Origin of the sequence: Methanosarcina vacuolata Z-761 (assembly GCF_000969905.1) — an archaeon.
In the GTDB taxonomy this organism is placed as follows: Archaea; Halobacteriota; Methanosarcinia; order Methanosarcinales; family Methanosarcinaceae; genus Methanosarcina; species Methanosarcina vacuolata.
In genome coordinates this window covers 94,725-111,099 of sequence record NZ_CP009520.1, presented here as the reverse complement: position 1 = coordinate 111,099, position 16,375 = coordinate 94,725, and the positions used below count along the sequence as shown (strand labels likewise).

Genomic DNA, 16,375 nt, shown 5'->3' with positions numbered 1-16,375 from the left:
GAGTGCCTTTTTCCTGTTGCAAGAGAAGTTATCTGGCAGATTAGACATGCTGATCGAAATTTCTGAAGGAATCAAGCCTCTGTTGCCATTACATAAAAGAGTAAGAGACTAAAGAGTAAGAGACCAAAGAGTAAGAGACCAAAGAGTAAGAGACCAAAGAGTAAGAGACCTTAGCCTTCTCCTGAATGAACCAGAAATTATAAATATACGTCTTTAAAAGAAAACGTTCATTCTTTATGAATGGAATTTGATGCGCTCCGGAGAAAAATTTATGGCCAGATATGCAGACCGCTTCTGGGAGATTGATTGTCTGCGAGGACTTGCTGTTCTCTTGATGCTCCTTTATCATTTTCTCTATGACCTGAACTTTTTCGAGATTGCAAATGTTCAGCTCAGGTCCGGTTTAATTTTATATGCAGGCAGATTCTCAGCTTTACTTTTCATCCTGATCTCAGGAGCGGCCCTTTCTATAAGCCATTCAAGAGCCCTTAAAAAAAAGTTTGCTGGAAATGAAGCAGAAAATTTTTCTAAGTACCTGAAAAGAGGAATAAAACTCTATTTAATGGGGCTTTTGCTCACAGTTATAACCTGGATCTTTTTACCTGAAGAGTATATTGTCTTTGGAATCCTGCATTTTTTTGGGGTTTCGGCAGTACTCGTCTATCCCTTTCTGGATTATGGGAAAGAAAATCTCCTTTTTAGCCTGTTTTTCGGCCTTATAGGGCTTTACCTGAGGAATATGACTTTTGGATTTTCCAGCCTGCTCTGGCTAGGCTTTACTCCCGAAAATTTCAGTACCCTTGATTACTTTCCTATATTTCCCTGGTTTGGGGTATTGCTAGCAGGAGTTTGCCTGGGTAATTTTCTGTACTCCGGCGGAAAAAGGCAGTTTGAAATTCCCTATACTGGAAAAAATCCCCTTATCAGGATGTTTTCAAGAACGGGGCAACATTCTCTGGTTATATACTTCATTCATCAACCCCTTTTTCTCGGACTTTTATTCCTAAGCGGACTACTCAATCTGAATATGCTGTAAAGTCTAGTGAAAAAATAAGTCTAAAAAATACCTCATAAATTATATTCTCCTAGTTATCTTTACAACTCAAAATTACCAGCAGGTTCAAAACCTGCTGGTTTTATATTATGTAATATACTTAATGTGTATCTGTTTGCTTACACTGGTATACTGATCAATCTTCGCCTGCTCGCTGAAAAATAATCAGGATATTAAGTATAGCCGGGATAAAAGAACAAAAAGAAATAAGACTCATATTTTCAATCCGATAAAGGAGCAGGAAGACAAAATTAAAAACAGAAGATGGAGAAAAGAATGTATCTAGAAATTGCAATGTTTGCTTATTTTGTAGTTCTTTTCCTGACCCTTCGGGATATCCGGATTTTTAAAAGAACAGGTTACCGTTCTTACAGGAAAGGAGCCATGAAGGGACTTGCAGCTTCTTCCATGGTTTTGATAGGAGCAGTTGCTGTCGAAGCAAAACCTGATCTTGGGCTACTTTTAGTATTAATAGGACTCTTTATTAACCGTAAAGGGAGAAGAGAGCGTGTTTTCACTAACGCAGGGACTCTTGACCGCTTTCTTGGTAAAACAGACTATGTAAAGAGAAAATAAGAGATATAATACATAAAGGTGCTGGATATTTAATGTAGGATAATCTAAATGTCACATGAAGGTACAGGATATTTAATCTAGGATATATCTAAATGTCACATGAAGGTATAGAATATTTAAAGGATATATCTAAATGTCACATGAAGGTACAGAATATTTAAAGGATATATCCAAATGTCACATAACAAAACTGTACCCAGAATCTAACTATAGCTGTTGCACTGATGCTGCAAAAAGTATATATTCAAAGGAGAATTGTCAGCATCTAATTACACACTCAAGTAATTGAGAAAAGGAATGATAAGCCTCACAGGTTTAGGCCAGAGTGTCGACCCCAAAAGTTATAAATCTCAAGTGACCTTATTAGTCGACAAAATCATGATCAATCAAATTATTATATCCAGTTTTCACTAAACTTATCAATTCCAGAGAAGAAAAATAGACATCAAACAACTATTTTTTACCTCGGGCTTCACGTTAACCAGAATTCACAGGAAAACATGTGAGATAAACTAGAAGTAGAATTGAATAACTGGACTAAAAGCAGCAAAAACATCTAAGAGGAGATACGATGGGAAATATAAGACAGACAAACATAAAAAGAATCGCATTCCGACTGATTGAGAACCACGGGGATGTCTTTACAAAAGACTTTGAAACTAACAAAGCTCTTGTGACAAAGTATACGACCATTGAAAGCAAAGTCATAAGGAACAGGGTTGCAGGTTACGTCACAAGAAAAGTTGCACGCATGAAAGTATACTGAGCAGAAGATTTACTTCTGGACACAGGCGGGGATATCTGAAATGTTTGAAGGAACAATGCCTGCCCTGATAACTCCTTTTACGAAAGATGACAGGATTGACAGGGAAGGCTTACAAAGGAATATTGAATTTGTTGAAGAGGGAGGAGTTGCAGGGATTGTGCCCTGTGGCACTACCGGAGAATCCGCAACTCTTTCTGCACTTGAGCATGAAGAAGTCATAGATATTGCAGTGGAATGTTCAAAAGTTCCTGTAATTGCAGGAACAGGTTCAAATAATACAGGAGAAGCCCTCCAGTTTACAAAACACGCTGCAGACGCGGGTGTCGATGGTGTACTTCTGATTTCTCCCTATTATAACAAGCCAAATCCTGCGGGGCTGCTTGCGCATTTTAAGAAGATTGCAGAAGCAGTCGATGTTCCTATGGTTATGTATAATATCCCTTCCCGTACAGGACAGGACATGCCACTCGAAGTCATTGTCGAACTTGCAAAAGTTGAAAATATCGTGGGAATTAAAGAAGCCAGTGGGAATATCGGGAAAGTTTCCCAGATTCTGGAAAATACTGTAGATGAAGACTTCGTGGTTATTTCAGGTGAGGATAATTTGACTCTTCCTATTCTCTCCGTAGGAGGCAGAGGAGTCATTTCTGTTGCTGCAAATATAGTGCCTGACAGAATGTCCAGAATGGTAAATGCAGCTCTTGCCGGAGACTACGAAACTGCAAGGAAGATCCATTTTGAAATTGCCCCTCTGATTCGCTCCCTTTTCCTGGAAACGAACCCAATCCCAGTTAAAAAAGCTGCGGAACTCGTAGGCCTGGCAAGCGGGCAACTGAGGCTTCCACTCGCGCCCCTTAGTGAGACAAATGCTCAGAAGGTTGCAGATGAACTCAGGAAACTGGGGGTTATAGAATGATTAACGTAGCAGTACTCGGAGCCTGCGGCAGGATGGGCTCTTTAATTGTGGAGAATGTTACCAACTCTACGGACATGCAGCTTGTTGCTGCTTTTGACATCAACAATTTCGGAAAGGACATAGGAGAATTTGCCCGCGTAGGGAACCTGGGAGTCAAGGTCTCGGACGTAAAAGACCTTGAAACTGTTCTGAAAGAAAGCAAGGCTGATGTCCTTATCGACTTCACTATAGCCGGTGCAACCGTAGTTAACGCTCCAATAGCAGCCAGAGCCGGGGTAAATCTAATAATAGGAACCACAGGGCTGACTCCGGAGCAGCGAGCAGTAATTGATGAAGCTATTCATGAAGGCCAGGTAAGTGCCGTCATTTCCCCCAACTATTCGGTAGGCGTTAATGTCTTTTTCAAGATTATCAGGGAAGCGGCAAAATATCTTGCAGATTATGATATCGAGATTATTGAAGCTCACCACAACCAGAAAAAAGATGCCCCAAGCGGAACCGCCCTTAGGGCAGCCGACATTATAAGTGAAGCTCTCGGCGGAAAGGAATATGTCTATGGCAGGGAAGGTATTGCCCCACGCGGAAAAGAAATTGGAATTCATGGAGTCCGCGCCGGAGATATCACAGGTGACCATACTGTTCTTTTCGCGGGGAATTCTGAAAGAATTGAGATCAAGCATATGGCTCACTCTCGCCAGATCTTTGCTAAAGGTGCCGTCCGTGCAGCCGAATGGGTCTGCAGGCAAAAAACAGGAATTTATTCCATGGACGATGTGCTTGGTTTATAAGAACATCTTTAGTCAGCAATTTAAAGAAATTTTGAACAACTGGTTGAGTCCTGAGTTTCCTTATCAGGCCTACTCTCTTTTAACTTAGAAAAGAGCTATTTACTCTCTTTTTTCTAATCTTTTTTAACTTAATCCAGGCAGGTTTACTTTTTAGGAGATTAATATTAACCCGTTGACTGGAAAGTTATATATAGTATAGGATAGGAAATAGGATACTGCTTGCTTGTAAGTATATAGCCCTGAAATCTCAAAATATCATCCCACAACAATAGGGATACTTGCTTGCAAGCAATATTCCATTAAAACTATTATAAGGAAAACTACAAACTTGGACAAAAAAACTCAAAACCAAAAGAAAAAACATGAAGTATAACATCTAGTGTTGAGTCAACAACAAAATGTCGTATAAAATCAATTGCAGTTATTCGGAATTATTGGATCCTTGAAGATTGACTCGACACTGGTGTCTTGAAAATTTAGTTATTGGTCAACATGTTAACTCTGAATCGTTATATGTTGATGAGAAGCTATCAAAAATTATACTAAATAATTAAATTGCCATGGCACTAGAACCCTGGCAAAATAGTTGCCATATAAAGTCATTTACAACTGAAAGCGGTAGACCTGCCAGAACTGCCCGATGATCTGGTAGAACAGTTGCCATATAAAGTCATTTACGACTGAAGACAAGCCCAGAACTCAAATTTTCAATTCTGTCCGCAACAACGACATTTCCCTGTATTCCGAGCCTTTTTCCCCTGTACCATTTACCCCTAATGCTAAGTTTGTCGTCTTTTAAAACAAAACAGACTCCATGATATAGAACCAATGTTGTTCCACTCTCATATGCTATAGAAAATATACTTTCGTATTTAGAAAATATACCTCCTAGAGCAATTATAATGAAAGGCAAGCCGATGAAGAAAAATGGTCTTTCATAAACTATGGAATCGCCTAGACATATAGATTCAACGCCAAAAGATTCGGATTTCTCATTTCCCCTGTAACCGGATGAGTTCAAAGGGTCTGTGATAAGCGGCAAAAAAAGTAGCATAACTGCAATCAGAATAATCATCCCCGCAGCTATAATGCCCCAGAGTAGCTGGCCTACGGAATATGAATAAAAAAGTATGGTTCCTACAATAAATACTACAATTACCCCGATCACGAGAGAATTTGATATTCTAGTCACATTTATCACTCTTAAAACTTAGTTCTGTACTTTTATTCCATTTACTAGCAATATAAAAGCGAATCAGTCCTAAAAACGCAGAGATCATCAGCCCTACATATTTTGAACAGATTGAGCAACACCGCGTTCAGTCACTTTTGGAAGTGCAGGATTTATAGAGAGTTTAACATTGGAGAGAGTCTGCACCAGTTTTCGGGAATCTTCCAAAAGAAACAGGATCTCTAAATTTATTCTGAATAATTTCTTCGGCATATCAAGACCTAAATAAATCCTCAACTTCGAACTTATAGTACCATAACATCGAATTCAAATTTTATATTATTCAATAAATAGTTATATTTGTGAATAAATTTTAATGTTATTCTATATATGTTTTATGACCAGATCTTCAATCTATTCTTAACAAAACTTCAGGATTTCTTCATCTGGCAAAAATTTTCATTAAAGAGACTCAACAAAGTTAATGAGAGAGGAAGTTATATAAAGTCAACATTCACATGTTTACATGTGTTTCTTCCAGCAGGTGAAAAACAGTTTGAATTCTGGGTTCTGCGCCGAAACGGGCTCCCGAATATCAATATCGCAAAACGTTTCGGGGTCTCCAGGCAGGCGGTCTCGCGAGCCTTTCTTAGTATAAATAGCGCATCGAAGAAATCTGCTTGAGATGGCCAGGGCAAACAGGATTGAAGTCGAAAGCAAATTCATGCGGACTCTAATTAACGTGAATCCTGATAGAACAGTTTCCAGGCAGGGTCATTGACTGTCATGACTGAAGACAAGCCCAGAACTCAAATTTTCAATTCTGTCCGCAACAACGACATTTCCCTGTATTCCGAGCCTTTTTCCCTTGTCCCATTTTCCGTGAATAAAAAGTCTGTCCGCTACTGAGACAAGGCAGATACCATTGTATAGTACAACTACGTTTTTTCCTTTATATTCAATGGAGAAAACACTTTCATAACTGCTTCTTATACCCCCAATAATAATAATCAAAGGTATACCGAGAAAAAAAGAAGAGTGTTCATAGGTTCTGGAATCAATAGATGCTGCAGCTTGGGCTTCAAATTCTTCAGTTTCTTTCTTATTTTTTTCGTTTTCATTTTCGGCTATTGAGTCTTCAGAAAAATATATAACTTCAGGATTTATTTCAAAATCACTATCTTTTTGCATAAAACATCCCTATTGATTTTACATTTTCATTTTATAATTTCAAAAATGGGATTTAATATATAGATATTTGTAAAAATATATAAAGCTCTGATTAAACTTTAATCAGTTTCTATATATTTTTTATGGTCAGGTCATTAAACTGCTTTTAATAAGATTTTAGAATTATCTTTAGAGAGAAGAATTTTTTTAGACAAATAGCTTCAAAAATTTTCAGAGCAGAAAGTTATATATAGTCAACGTTCAGATGTTTACATATGTTTCTTCCAGCAGGTGAAAAACAGTTTGAATTCTGGGTTCTGCGCCGAAACGGGCTTCCGAATATCAATATCGCAAAACGTTTCGGGGTCTCCAGGCAGGCGGTCTCGCGAGCCCTTCTTAGTATGGATAAACGCATTGAAGAAACCCTGCTTGAAATGGCCAGTGCAAACAGGATCGAAGTAGAAAAACTTGACTCAAAAAAGGGGATACTCTTTGGAAAATCGGTCCCTTTCAAAGCCAACGCAATAATCTTTGTCTCGGCAAAACACGGAATGCAAGTCTGGTACGAACACGAAGGTGAATGCGGGTCTTGCGAGAGGTACAGGGAATGCATTGAACTTCTCTGGGACTTTGCAGAAGAGATGCAGCTCAAACTCCAGAGTACGGAAGATCCCACAAAGATAGCTGATGAATTATTTGAGAAATTAAAAGAATCGATTGAATAGGCCTGACTAAAGGCAGGTAAAATTAAGTGAAGGGTTAAAGATGGACGTATTCACAAAAAGTATAAGGAAGCTTATGGGGTGGTGTCCAAACGCAAAAACGATTGAAACTCAAAATGTCATCCACCCTGAATATTTTGAAGCGAACAACCAGTCCAGAGGAAAAGATGCCGCAAATTCGCCTTTACCCTCCGGCTGGTGGAACAGACGCCATAACAGGACCTTAATGGTGTCCTCAGGGTTGACTCTTGTATCTTTGTTGGGAATTGGATTTTTTGGGGTGCATCTCAGAGATGAAAGTTTCATATTTGGGTTAATTATCGGAACTATCTTTAACCTGCCTCTTTGCATCTGGAACTGGCATTTTTTGAATAAAATAAAAAACTCCAGCAAAAGAGTTCAGACAAAAAATAAATTGATAGTCATATCTGGGTTATTAGGCCTTACAACGCTGCTTACACAGTCTTCACTGGTTGGCTGGAGAGTTGTTTTGGCATTTATTTCCGGTTTTTGTTTGACAACTTTTCTGTATTACCTTACAGATGTATACTGGGAAAAGAAAAACGAAAAAATTGTGCTTCTGGAAGGGAGTTACATGCCAGATATCTACATTGTAAATGCATGAATGGAATGGACACATGACTCTGGAATACATCAAGAAACTGATGGGATGGTGCCCGAATGCAAAAATGCTTGAAACTCAACATTCCATCCATTCTAAATATTTTGAAGCCAGTGACCAAGCTAAAGGGAGAGATGCTGGAAGTCTTCCGGTTTTACCCACTGGTTGGTGGAACAAACGCCATAATAGAGCATTAGTAATATCCTCTGGATTGACTCTTTTTTCTGTATTGGGAATTGGATTTCTGGGCATTCATCCTATGGATAAAGGTTTCATATTTGGGTTAACTATCGGAACCATTTTTAACCTGCTCTTGTGCATCTGGAACTGGCATTTCTTGAATAAAATAAAAAACACAGGCAAGAAAATAAAGAAGAATATTGTATCTCCAAAATGGAGAATTATAAATCTACTACTTTCCCTGGTACTACTGTATCTCTTTTTTTCACAGTTTAATTGGGGACTCATTTTGTTTTTTATTTCTGCCTTTTGTTTGATAGCTTTGTTTTATTATTTTAATTTTGATTCAACTGGCTTAGTAGTGCTTCTCGGCTTAAGTTCATTTCTTGGCTGGAAATACATTATAGCATTTCTATCTGGCTTTTGTTTGACGGCTTTTCTGTATTACCTTACAGATATGTACTGGGAAAAAAGGAATGGGAAAATAATCATTGTGTACGGGCGCAAAATGCCGGGAGTCTACATTGTAAATAAATAAACGGAGAGATGCTATGACTCTGGAATACATCAAGAAACTGATGGGATGGTGTCCGAATGTAAAAACACTTGAAACCGGATCTCGAATTATCCCTACTAATTTTGAATTATATGGTCAATCTGGAGGAGAAAAAGACAGGAATCCAGAGATTGCAAGTCGTATTTCCAGGCTTTTTTCCAGATTTGATATCCGAATTCTCTTACCAACATTATTCCTAACTCTTGTTTACATAAATTTGCTATTTCAAAAAGGTATAAATGCAGAAGCTCTCTTTTTAGGTTTTTTACTTTCTCTGCTGATTTACCTGCTCGGCTGGAAAAAGCAGATGCATCATTACGATTCCCTGGCAAAAAAATCCATTGTTCGCTCTTCCTCAAAGAAAACGCTCTTATGGGTTTTCTTAGTCCTAATCTTGTTCTTAATTTTGCCTATGGTCTTCTTATCTCAGATACCCTCTTTTCTTAACGCTCAGTCAATGTATTCCTTAACTGTAGGGGCTTTGATTCTGTTATGGGGAAGTTATCTTCAGTTAATTTACTGGGAAAGAAAAAGTCATATGAAAATTTATGTGAAAAGTGAAAAGGGATTCCAAAAGATGTATGCTATTGGGGAAAAGGAGGGAGAGTCATGAATTGGGAAGCAAAATACATTAGAAAGCTAATGGGATGGTGCCCGAATGCAAAAACAATTGAAACCGGATCTAGAGTTAGCCCTGTTAATTTTGAAGCATATGATCAACCTCGAGGAGAAAAAGTCAGGATTCCGATGGCTCTTAGCCGTTTTTCCAGGCTTGATGTCAGACTACTCTTACCAACACTTTTCTTAACTCCTGTTTACACAGTTATGCTATTAGTAAAGGGTGTAAATTTTGATTTATTCTTTTTGGGCATTTTGTTTTCTTTGCTGATAAATTTACTTTTCTGGAAAAATCAGATACGTGAGTACGATGCTGCCGCAAAAAAAACCACTGTTCGTTATGTCTCTAAAATAGTACTCTTCTTTGTTTTCTTATCCCTAATTTTGTTTTTGAGTTTCCCACCTATAGTTTTCTTGTCTAACACGCCTTCTTCTATTAACTCTCAATCAATGTATTCTTTTATTGCAGCAACCTGGATTCTTACTATGTGGGGAACCTGTCTTCAGCTATTTTACTGGGAGAAAAAAAATCACATGATAATTCATATCAAAAATGAAAATGGCTTCCAAAAAACATATGCTATCGGGGAAGAAGAGGAAGAAATATGAGCCTTAAAGTTGAATACATAAAAAAGCTAATGGGTTGGTGCCCAAATGCAAAAGCATATGAAGCCAGACAGCACGCTCATCTTGAAAGTTTTGATTCCGATATTCCGGACAGAGCAAGGGGAGAAAATGGAGATTTAAAGGACCCTGGATGGCTCCGGAAAGAAAGTAATCAAATTCTTCTATTTGATATTTTTTTAACGTTTGTGTATCTCCTGATGATTAATCTGATAGATCTGAACCTGCTCTATTTACTTGCTGGATTTTTAGTGGCCCTATCTCAGTTAGTATTACGCTGGAATAAGCAAATGCAGCGATACAACGACATTGCGAGAAAACCTATTACTCGTTATGGCTCTAAAGAAAAATATCTTCCAGGTTTACTATTCATAATTTTTACTATTCTATTCACATCTCTTCTTATAGTTCTCTCTTACATATTCAACTTTGGCAGTCAATCGATACCGATATTTTATATTTCAATTCTTTGGTTCTTTATGTGGGGCTTTTATTTCCAGTTAATTTACTGGGAGATGAAAAATCACATGAAAATTTGTATAATATTTGAAAATGGCTTCCAAAAAACATATGCTCTTGGGAAAAAGGAGGAAGAAATATGAGCCTTAAAGTCGAATACATAAAAAAGCTAATGGGTTGGTGCCCAAATGCAAAAGCATATGAAGCTAGAAGGAATATTGACCTTGAAAATTTTGATTCCAATGTTCCGGACAGGGCAAGGGGAGATAACAGCTGTTTAAAGAATCCTGGATGGCTCCAGAGAGAAAGCAATCAAATTCTTCTATTTGCTATTTTTTTAACATTTGTTCATTTCCTTATATACAATCACATGGGCCTTCTCCCATCCCTTTTTGCACCATTACCTCCCTTATTTTATTTTGTATTTCACTGGAATGAGCGGATTCAGCGGTTCAACGACGTTGCGAAAAAGCCTATTGTCCGTTATATCTCTAAATTATCATATCTTTGGATTTTTTTGATAATCATAGTTTTTATTGCTCCGATGATGTTGCTCACTTATATGATAATACAATCCTGGCACTTGGCCTTATTCGGACTTTCAATTCTTTGTTTTTTCATGTGGGGTTTTTATTTTCAGCTAATTCACTGGGAAAAGAAAAACCACATGAGAATTTATATTAAAAGTGAAAATGGCTTCCAAAAGGCATATGCTATTGGGGAAAAGGAGGAAGAAATGTGAGCCTTAGAGTTGAAAACATAAAAAAGCTTATGGGATGGTGCCCGAATGCAAAAGCACTTGAACCTGAAACCCGAATTAGCTCTGCTAATTTTGCAGCAAATGACCAGTCCGGAGGAGAAAAGACAAGAAGTCTGAATAATATTCCTAAACAGCATTCCAGGCTTGATAACCAACTCCTCTTGCTACCAATTATCTTTATTTATATTTATATAAACTTATTTCAAAAAGGTGTAAATACAGAGGCTTTCCTTCTTGGCCTTTCACTTTCTTTACCGATCTATTTGCTCGGCTGGAAAAAACAGATGCGTCAATACGATGCCGTGAAAAGAAATCCTGTCGTTTCTCCTTCCTTTAGAAGAACTTTTGCCTGCGTGATCTTATTCCTATTTTTGGGTTTCACTTTGCTCATGGCTTTATTGCCCTATATCTCGTCTTATGCAGCTTATCTTTTTAACGATCAGGCACTGTACTCTTTCACTTCAGGAACCCTGATTCTGATGTGGGGATTCTATTTCCAGCTAATTTACTGGGAGAAGAAAAACCATATGAAAATGTACATGAAAAGAGAAAAGGGACAGCAAAAGTTGTATGTCCTTGGAGAAAAGGATGAAGAACTATGAGCCGGGAGTCCAGATACATAGAAAAGCTGATAGGATGGTGCCCGACAAAAAACTCCCTCCAGAATCAAATGCAGGAAGGTTGCCTCCCGGATTTTAAATGGGGAAATGGAAATATTCAATTAAGCTCCTCTCCCGCAGATCTCCAGGAAAACAGAACTCTTAAAGTGCAAGCCAGTCTCTTTGACTGGTGGTGGTTATTGCGGGTTTTAATAATCGTTTTTTCCACATTAATAGCCTCCTCGCTTTTATGGGCATATACTCCTGAAGACTCTTATTTGATTATATTTTCAGGCCTTGTTAAGTTCTTTCTGCCTATAATATTTCTTCTTAATCGCCCCGATGCTGTCACAGTAACACCTGGGGAAATCAGAATCAAAAAGCCTCTGCTTAAGCCTATTGTGATTGAAAAAGAGGATATCATTCAAATCTCGACAACGAAAAATTATAATCATTCATTACGATGGCTATCCCGTTTGTTTTGTGTAGTTTTAATACCAATCTACTTTATAGAAGGGATGCCAAGGAACTCGCAATATATTGAATATGTTGAATATATTGAAGGATTACTTTCAAACTATGTTGATCTTAGTCTATTTCTGGGACATATTGCAACAGTAACAATTCTACTTGTGGCATTTTACAATGCCGAACTCTTAACGCCTTATCAGTGGGCCCTTAAAGTTACTACTCACTCAAAACTGGAAATTACGTTTTTTACTAATAAACCTGAAGAGCTTACAAGTTTCCTCAAAAACGAAAGGGATCAAAATGAAATAAAAACGTTTTGAAGGCTTATGAAATGATTTTGGTAAAATATTTTAGAAAATTGATGGGATGGTGCCCTATGGAGGATTCTATCCAAAAAGAAAGGAAGGAAGGCGGCTGTTATAGTTTTGGACTGGAAAAGCTGGGCCAACCAGTACATTCTCCTGCAAGTATGCAAGAAGGTGAGGTTCTGAAAGGACGGGGCCTGTATAGAGGCTACGGAATTGGAAAAATTATCGGTACATCGTTAGTAATCAGTTTAATTTTGGGATTATATAGTCCTGCAGGCTCTTTTTTCGATCTCTTTTCTTCCTTAATCCCCTATCTGGCTTTTTTGGCTTTTATTCTTTATAATCATACTACTGTGTTGTTGACTCCTGAAAAAATAATTATTCGCCGGCATCTGTTCAGATCCCTCGTGTTAAGGAAAGAGAATATCGTGACGAACACTATATCAAAGAACAAAGGCCGTTCCCTGCGTTGGCCACTGCGTTTGTTAGCCCTTGCTACCCTTGTAATTCAACTGCCTCATATCGTAGAAAATATAACCAGAGATTTGCAGATGGAAGCAGCTCCAGCTTTCATAAAACTAAGCTCAGTCATGGTAGATTTCTGGATAGTTGCATATGTCCTTGTTATTTATTTTTATATCTTCGAACTCACAGTGCCTTATCAACAGATTCTTAAAATTACTACACGATCAAACTTAAGTTTGGAATTCTACACTGAAGAACCTGAAGACATTATGGCGACCTTAAAAAATAAGAGTAAGTAGAAAATTGAAAACAAAAAAGAAATCGAAAGACTATCCTGAAATTGAAATTCCCTGAAGCCGAAACCACTGAAGAAATCACAAACAAACTTATTACTTTAAACTTTTAATAAGATTCTGAAAGTACTTTTCGTCCACTATCTTCTGGTTATTGAGCATACGCTTAAACTCATCAACACTTTTTTCCCCACCTTTCCCCTCAAGTTTGTCTTTTAATTCCATTGAAGCCCGCATAAGCCCAGTTGCTTCTTCGTAGAGGGCTTCAGCCTCTGCTTTTGTAAGCTCTTCGGTCTCTATTAATTCTTCGTCTACTTTTGATTTTTCATTCAATTTTGGGATAAGAGCTCTGATTTCGGCAGTTTTATCTGTATCCAGTGATTCTTTTTCGCTCAGTTCTCGAACCATGTCCCTGAGTTTGTACTCACGCCCATCAATCTCTACGCTTTCAGGGATTTTCTTTCCTGTCCAGGCAAAATCACTCCTTAGGCTCCAGAGGAGCTTATTGCGCTCTTGAGTACTTATATATTCGTCATCTGCCTCTTCCGTATCATTATCTCTTTTTATCATGAGCAATTTCCCCTGAAGATAATAGCAGTTAAAACTGCAAAATTATATTCAAATAGATAATATTCGAACTACACTGAACTAATATCCTGTGAATTAATTACCGATCACTTCAGTCCTGTAAGAGAACCTCAAGATAAAAACGAAAATTGATTTTTAGCTCACAGAAAGTCATATATTTGCAGCAGATTTTCATTTACAGCAAATTTTCATTTACAGCAAATTTTCATTTACAGCAAATTTTCATTTACAGCAGATTTTCATTTACAGCAAATTTTCATTTACAGCAAATTTTCGGCTATATTTTCTGAAATTACGTGCTCGCAGTAAAGACAGCGTAGAGTTACCCCTTCTTCTTCGGACTGAAGCACGGAAAATTTTGATTTTATGGGTTCACTGCTATTAGAAACACAGTTTGGATTGGTACAGCGTACAACACCTTCAACATAAGAAGGAAGCACAACCTTATTTTTCTGAACCACTTCAAAATCCCTTATAATATTGATAGTGGCTTTCGGAGATATAAGAGCAATCCTGTTAAGCTCTTCGACGCTGAGTTCCTTACCTTCAATCTTCACAACGTCTTTTATGCCTGCTGCACCGGGTGCATTCATAACGAAACTGATAGTAGCTCGAAAAGCACTGGAAATCCCGAGTATACGCAGAACATTCAAAGCCTGCCCAGCCTTTATATGGTCAATCACCGTTCCATTTTCAATTGCCTGAATCTTCAGGTCTCTTTTTTCCTTCATTCAATCACTCCCGTGGCAAGAGCGAGAAGTGCCATCCGCGTAGGGACCCCATAAAAAGCCTGCTCGAAATAACATGCATACGGTGTTGAATCCACTTCAGGAGAGATTTCGTTGACCCGTGGGAGAGGATGAAGAATCTTAAGGTTAGGATCTGCGTTTTTCAGCAGGTCACCTGTAACCCTCAACCTGTTTTTGACCTTTTCATATTCTTCGGGATCAGGGAAACGTTCCCTTTGAACCCTTGTCATATAAAGAACTTCAACATCTCCAATTATTTCTTCAAGAGAAGTTGTCTCTCTGATTCTGATCTTATTCTTTTGAAGATCCCTGATTATCTCCTGGGGCATCCTGAGTTCAGGAGGCGAAACTAAAGTTATTTCGGCTCCGTAAAGAGATAGGGCATGACATAGGGAATGAACTGTTCTTCCATACTTCAGGTCTCCTGCCATAGCGATCTTCAGACCTTCTAGATGGCTTTCCCTGCGAATAGTATAGAGGTCAAGGAAAGTTTGCGTAGGGTGGTGTAGAGAGCCGTCTCCACCATTGATAATAGGAACACTTGCAAATTCCGCAGCCATTCGTGCTGACCCATCAAGAGGATGACGCAACACTATAAGATCTGCATACTTACTGATTACGCGGATAGTATCGGCAAGATTTTCTCCTTTCATTACTGAACTTGCCTCCACAGAACCCAGGTTAAGAACCTGCCCTCCAAGCCTCTGCGCAGCGGCCTCAAAAGACAGCCTTGTCCTTGTGCTTGGTTCAAAAAAAAGAAGAGCTATTATTTTTCCATCCAGCAACCGGGACCTCTCTTCACCTCTGGCTACAGGTTCAAGCTTTTCTGCCGTATCCAGAACGTAATCGATTTCTTTTCGCGAAAAGTCCTTCATAGAGATGACGTTTCTGTTCTTAAATGACATCCTGTTTTCATAAAGTGGTTCCCAGAGATATAACCTTTGCTCCAGAAATTTCTAAGAGTATTGAAGGAAATTAAATCCAGTATTGTACCTCAGTGCTAACATATCACGTTCAATGGTAATATGATAGTTTAAGTGCTAATGCATTACTTTTAATGCTGAGAGGTTACTTTCAGTACTAAGATATTACTTTTAATGCTGCAATGTTACTTTCAGTACTAATGCATTACTTTCAGTGCTAACATATCACTTACAATGCTAACACATCATTTAGACACTTACATCATTTAGACACTTACATCATTTAGACACTTACATCATTTAGACACTTACATCATTTAGACACTTTTTTTATGAATTCAAGCCAGAGCTTTGCGTCTCTAACCCTCTGATTAGCGAACTGTTCCTGAAAGCGTTTCGTATTTTGCTTGAAGATTCCGCTCTCGATCTCCTGCAAATTTGTGATTGCACGCAATAAGCCTGCAGTCTCATGATAGAGATTTCTTGATTCTTCCGAAGTAAGAGAATTCTCTTCAAGCTCTTTTTCATCTTTCATTTCCTTTGCTGAAAGAATTTCAATGCATTTATCTATCCTGGATTTCTCAGATTCACTGAGTTCCTCTTTTTGAACCAGTTCCCATATATAGTTGTGAAGAGGATAAGTTTCTCCCTCAAGCTCAACATAATCCGGGATACGCTGACCTACCCAGAAAAGGCGAGAATGCAGAGCCGAAAGTAACTGCTTGCGTTCCTCATCTGTGATATAATTTTCAGAATCATTCTTTTCGGATATTCCAAGGTTCTTTTCCATTGTCTTCCCCCAGTAAATATTATAGCATTAATCAAATTCCTACGACAACTGGATAATATTCATTTTTTATAACTGGCTAATATTTATTCTTTACCTGTGAATGTCAGATATAAACAACACCGTGAACACAAAAACAGTCGCAAATAAAAAGAAATATAGGTAATGAAAAACTCACATATAAAAATTAGATAATTTGAGTCAGAATAA

22 protein-coding genes are annotated in these 16,375 nt (G+C 38.0%); 15 read left to right on the top strand and 7 right to left on the bottom strand.

The features are described from left to right. Positions 1 to 271: 271 nt before the first annotated feature. The 5 genes from MSVAZ_RS00685 to dapB all read left to right on the top strand — a co-directional run bounded on the left by MSVAZ_RS00685 (position 272) and on the right by dapB (position 4,100). A complete protein-coding gene (locus MSVAZ_RS00685; protein ID WP_048123463.1) occupies positions 272 to 1,036 on the top strand; it encodes a heparan-alpha-glucosaminide N-acetyltransferase in 765 nt (254 codons plus the stop codon). A gap of 294 nt (positions 1,037 to 1,330) precedes the next feature. Beyond that, positions 1,331 to 1,630 carry a hypothetical protein gene (locus MSVAZ_RS00680; protein WP_048123461.1) on the top strand — a complete coding sequence of 100 codons (300 nt, stop codon included), beginning with the start codon at positions 1,331 to 1,333 and terminating at the stop codon, positions 1,628 to 1,630. 571 nt (positions 1,631 to 2,201) lie between these two features. Then, positions 2,202 to 2,396 carry a 30S ribosomal protein S17e gene (locus MSVAZ_RS00675; protein ID WP_048116768.1) on the top strand — a complete coding sequence of 65 codons (195 nt, stop codon included), beginning with the start codon at positions 2,202 to 2,204 and terminating at the stop codon, positions 2,394 to 2,396. A gap of 40 nt (positions 2,397 to 2,436) precedes the next feature. Further along, a complete protein-coding gene (gene dapA, locus MSVAZ_RS00670) occupies positions 2,437 to 3,312 on the top strand; it encodes a 4-hydroxy-tetrahydrodipicolinate synthase (RefSeq protein WP_048116766.1) in 876 nt (291 codons plus the stop codon). Continuing rightward, positions 3,309 to 4,100, top strand: coding sequence for a 4-hydroxy-tetrahydrodipicolinate reductase (gene dapB / locus MSVAZ_RS00665; RefSeq protein WP_048116763.1), 792 nt, complete (start codon positions 3,309 to 3,311; stop codon positions 4,098 to 4,100). Before dapA ends, dapB begins: the two co-directional genes overlap by 4 nt. A gap of 670 nt (positions 4,101 to 4,770) precedes the next feature. Here dapB and MSVAZ_RS00660 read toward each other — a convergent pair. The 3 genes from MSVAZ_RS00660 to MSVAZ_RS00650 form a co-directional block, all read right to left on the bottom strand. Next, positions 4,771 to 5,292: a hypothetical protein gene (locus tag MSVAZ_RS00660; protein WP_232316163.1), complete on the bottom strand. Its 522-nt coding sequence runs from the start codon at positions 5,290 to 5,292 to the stop codon at positions 4,771 to 4,773. Positions 5,293 to 5,793: 501 nt separating this feature from the next. Then, on the bottom strand, positions 5,794 to 5,997 hold the full coding sequence (locus MSVAZ_RS19885) for a hypothetical protein (RefSeq protein WP_156150922.1): 204 nt from the start codon (positions 5,995 to 5,997) through the stop codon (positions 5,794 to 5,796). Positions 5,998 to 6,045: 48 nt separating this feature from the next. Next, on the bottom strand, positions 6,046 to 6,462 hold the full coding sequence (locus MSVAZ_RS00650; protein WP_048116760.1) for a hypothetical protein: 417 nt from the start codon (positions 6,460 to 6,462) through the stop codon (positions 6,046 to 6,048). Between the two features lie 254 nt (positions 6,463 to 6,716). Here MSVAZ_RS00650 and MSVAZ_RS00645 point away from each other — a divergent pair, with 254 nt between their 5' ends. From MSVAZ_RS00645 to MSVAZ_RS00600, 10 genes are all read left to right on the top strand, one after another. Further along, entirely contained in the window at positions 6,717 to 7,166 is a 450-nt protein-coding gene (locus MSVAZ_RS00645; protein WP_048116757.1) for a hypothetical protein, read from the top strand. Positions 7,167 to 7,206: 40 nt separating this feature from the next. Continuing rightward, a complete protein-coding gene (locus MSVAZ_RS00640; protein ID WP_048116755.1) occupies positions 7,207 to 7,788 on the top strand; it encodes a DUF1673 domain-containing protein in 582 nt (193 codons plus the stop codon). Between the two features lie 64 nt (positions 7,789 to 7,852). Continuing rightward, a complete protein-coding gene (locus MSVAZ_RS00635) occupies positions 7,853 to 8,503 on the top strand; it encodes a DUF1673 domain-containing protein (protein ID WP_231592323.1) in 651 nt (216 codons plus the stop codon). Positions 8,504 to 8,516: 13 nt separating this feature from the next. Then, positions 8,517 to 9,134 (top strand): DUF1673 family protein, encoded by a 618-nt coding sequence (locus tag MSVAZ_RS00630; RefSeq protein ID WP_048116751.1) that lies wholly within the window; start codon positions 8,517 to 8,519, stop codon positions 9,132 to 9,134. Continuing rightward, complete coding sequence (locus MSVAZ_RS00625; RefSeq protein WP_048116748.1) at positions 9,131 to 9,748, top strand: DUF1673 family protein; 618 nt, start codon at positions 9,131 to 9,133, stop codon at positions 9,746 to 9,748. The genes MSVAZ_RS00630 and MSVAZ_RS00625 overlap by 4 nt, the downstream gene beginning before the upstream one ends. Continuing rightward, the gene (locus MSVAZ_RS00620) at positions 9,745 to 10,365 is read left to right on the top strand and encodes a DUF1673 domain-containing protein (protein WP_048116745.1); all 621 of its coding nucleotides are present in this window, start codon (positions 9,745 to 9,747) and stop codon (positions 10,363 to 10,365) included. Before MSVAZ_RS00625 ends, MSVAZ_RS00620 begins: the two co-directional genes overlap by 4 nt. Further along, the gene (locus MSVAZ_RS00615) at positions 10,362 to 10,964 is read left to right on the top strand and encodes a DUF1673 domain-containing protein (protein ID WP_048116742.1); all 603 of its coding nucleotides are present in this window, start codon (positions 10,362 to 10,364) and stop codon (positions 10,962 to 10,964) included. The genes MSVAZ_RS00620 and MSVAZ_RS00615 overlap by 4 nt, the downstream gene beginning before the upstream one ends. Next, positions 10,961 to 11,584: a DUF1673 domain-containing protein gene (locus MSVAZ_RS00610; RefSeq protein ID WP_269746804.1), complete on the top strand. Its 624-nt coding sequence runs from the start codon at positions 10,961 to 10,963 to the stop codon at positions 11,582 to 11,584. Before MSVAZ_RS00615 ends, MSVAZ_RS00610 begins: the two co-directional genes overlap by 4 nt. Further along, a complete protein-coding gene (locus MSVAZ_RS00605; RefSeq protein ID WP_048116739.1) occupies positions 11,581 to 12,372 on the top strand; it encodes a DUF1673 family protein in 792 nt (263 codons plus the stop codon). Before MSVAZ_RS00610 ends, MSVAZ_RS00605 begins: the two co-directional genes overlap by 4 nt. Before the next feature lie 11 nt (positions 12,373 to 12,383). Next, positions 12,384 to 13,124, top strand: a complete 741-nt coding sequence (locus tag MSVAZ_RS00600; protein ID WP_157205984.1) for a DUF1673 family protein — start codon at positions 12,384 to 12,386, stop codon at positions 13,122 to 13,124. Positions 13,125 to 13,214: 90 nt separating this feature from the next. Here MSVAZ_RS00600 and MSVAZ_RS00595 read toward each other — a convergent pair whose 3' ends face one another. The 4 genes from MSVAZ_RS00595 to MSVAZ_RS00580 form a co-directional block, all read right to left on the bottom strand. Continuing rightward, complete coding sequence (locus MSVAZ_RS00595) at positions 13,215 to 13,688, bottom strand: DUF5788 family protein (RefSeq protein WP_048116733.1); 474 nt, start codon at positions 13,686 to 13,688, stop codon at positions 13,215 to 13,217. 278 nt (positions 13,689 to 13,966) lie between these two features. Beyond that, the gene (gene pyrI / locus MSVAZ_RS00590; RefSeq protein WP_048116730.1) at positions 13,967 to 14,437 is read right to left on the bottom strand and encodes an aspartate carbamoyltransferase regulatory subunit; all 471 of its coding nucleotides are present in this window, start codon (positions 14,435 to 14,437) and stop codon (positions 13,967 to 13,969) included. Beyond that, entirely contained in the window at positions 14,434 to 15,360 is a 927-nt protein-coding gene (gene pyrB, locus MSVAZ_RS00585) for an aspartate carbamoyltransferase (protein WP_048116728.1), read from the bottom strand. Before pyrB ends, pyrI begins: the two co-directional genes overlap by 4 nt. A gap of 331 nt (positions 15,361 to 15,691) precedes the next feature. Next, positions 15,692 to 16,168 (bottom strand): DUF5788 family protein, encoded by a 477-nt coding sequence (locus MSVAZ_RS00580; protein ID WP_048116726.1) that lies wholly within the window; start codon positions 16,166 to 16,168, stop codon positions 15,692 to 15,694. Positions 16,169 to 16,375: the final 207 nt, after the last annotated feature.

Excerpts from the sequence above, each read along its gene's own strand:
- MSVAZ_RS00580 (WP_048116726.1), bottom strand. The coding sequence starts at position 16,168 with ATGGAAAAGAACCTTGGAATATCCGAAAAGAATGATTCTGAAAATTAT.
- MSVAZ_RS00595 (WP_048116733.1), bottom strand. The coding sequence starts at position 13,688 with ATGATAAAAAGAGATAATGATACGGAAGAGGCAGATGACGAATATATA.
- MSVAZ_RS00630 (WP_048116751.1), top strand. The coding sequence starts at position 8,517 with ATGACTCTGGAATACATCAAGAAACTGATGGGATGGTGTCCGAATGTA.
- MSVAZ_RS19885 (WP_156150922.1), bottom strand. The coding sequence starts at position 5,997 with ATGAATTTGCTTTCGACTTCAATCCTGTTTGCCCTGGCCATCTCAAGC.
- pyrB (WP_048116728.1), bottom strand. The coding sequence starts at position 15,360 with ATGTCATTTAAGAACAGAAACGTCATCTCTATGAAGGACTTTTCGCGA.
- MSVAZ_RS00620 (WP_048116745.1), top strand. The coding sequence starts at position 9,745 with ATGAGCCTTAAAGTTGAATACATAAAAAAGCTAATGGGTTGGTGCCCA.
- dapA (WP_048116766.1), top strand. The coding sequence starts at position 2,437 with ATGTTTGAAGGAACAATGCCTGCCCTGATAACTCCTTTTACGAAAGAT.
- MSVAZ_RS00650 (WP_048116760.1), bottom strand. The coding sequence starts at position 6,462 with ATGCAAAAAGATAGTGATTTTGAAATAAATCCTGAAGTTATATATTTT.
- MSVAZ_RS00600 (WP_157205984.1), top strand. The coding sequence starts at position 12,384 with ATGATTTTGGTAAAATATTTTAGAAAATTGATGGGATGGTGCCCTATG.
- MSVAZ_RS00605 (WP_048116739.1), top strand. The coding sequence starts at position 11,581 with ATGAGCCGGGAGTCCAGATACATAGAAAAGCTGATAGGATGGTGCCCG.
- MSVAZ_RS00625 (WP_048116748.1), top strand. The coding sequence starts at position 9,131 with ATGAATTGGGAAGCAAAATACATTAGAAAGCTAATGGGATGGTGCCCG.
- pyrI (WP_048116730.1), bottom strand. The coding sequence starts at position 14,437 with ATGAAGGAAAAAAGAGACCTGAAGATTCAGGCAATTGAAAATGGAACG.
- MSVAZ_RS00685 (WP_048123463.1), top strand. The coding sequence starts at position 272 with ATGGCCAGATATGCAGACCGCTTCTGGGAGATTGATTGTCTGCGAGGA.
- MSVAZ_RS00635 (WP_231592323.1), top strand. The coding sequence starts at position 7,853 with ATGCTTGAAACTCAACATTCCATCCATTCTAAATATTTTGAAGCCAGT.
- dapB (WP_048116763.1), top strand. The coding sequence starts at position 3,309 with ATGATTAACGTAGCAGTACTCGGAGCCTGCGGCAGGATGGGCTCTTTA.
- MSVAZ_RS00640 (WP_048116755.1), top strand. The coding sequence starts at position 7,207 with ATGGACGTATTCACAAAAAGTATAAGGAAGCTTATGGGGTGGTGTCCA.
- MSVAZ_RS00615 (WP_048116742.1), top strand. The coding sequence starts at position 10,362 with ATGAGCCTTAAAGTCGAATACATAAAAAAGCTAATGGGTTGGTGCCCA.
- MSVAZ_RS00680 (WP_048123461.1), top strand. The coding sequence starts at position 1,331 with ATGTATCTAGAAATTGCAATGTTTGCTTATTTTGTAGTTCTTTTCCTG.
- MSVAZ_RS00675 (WP_048116768.1), top strand. The coding sequence starts at position 2,202 with ATGGGAAATATAAGACAGACAAACATAAAAAGAATCGCATTCCGACTG.
- MSVAZ_RS00645 (WP_048116757.1), top strand. The coding sequence starts at position 6,717 with ATGTTTCTTCCAGCAGGTGAAAAACAGTTTGAATTCTGGGTTCTGCGC.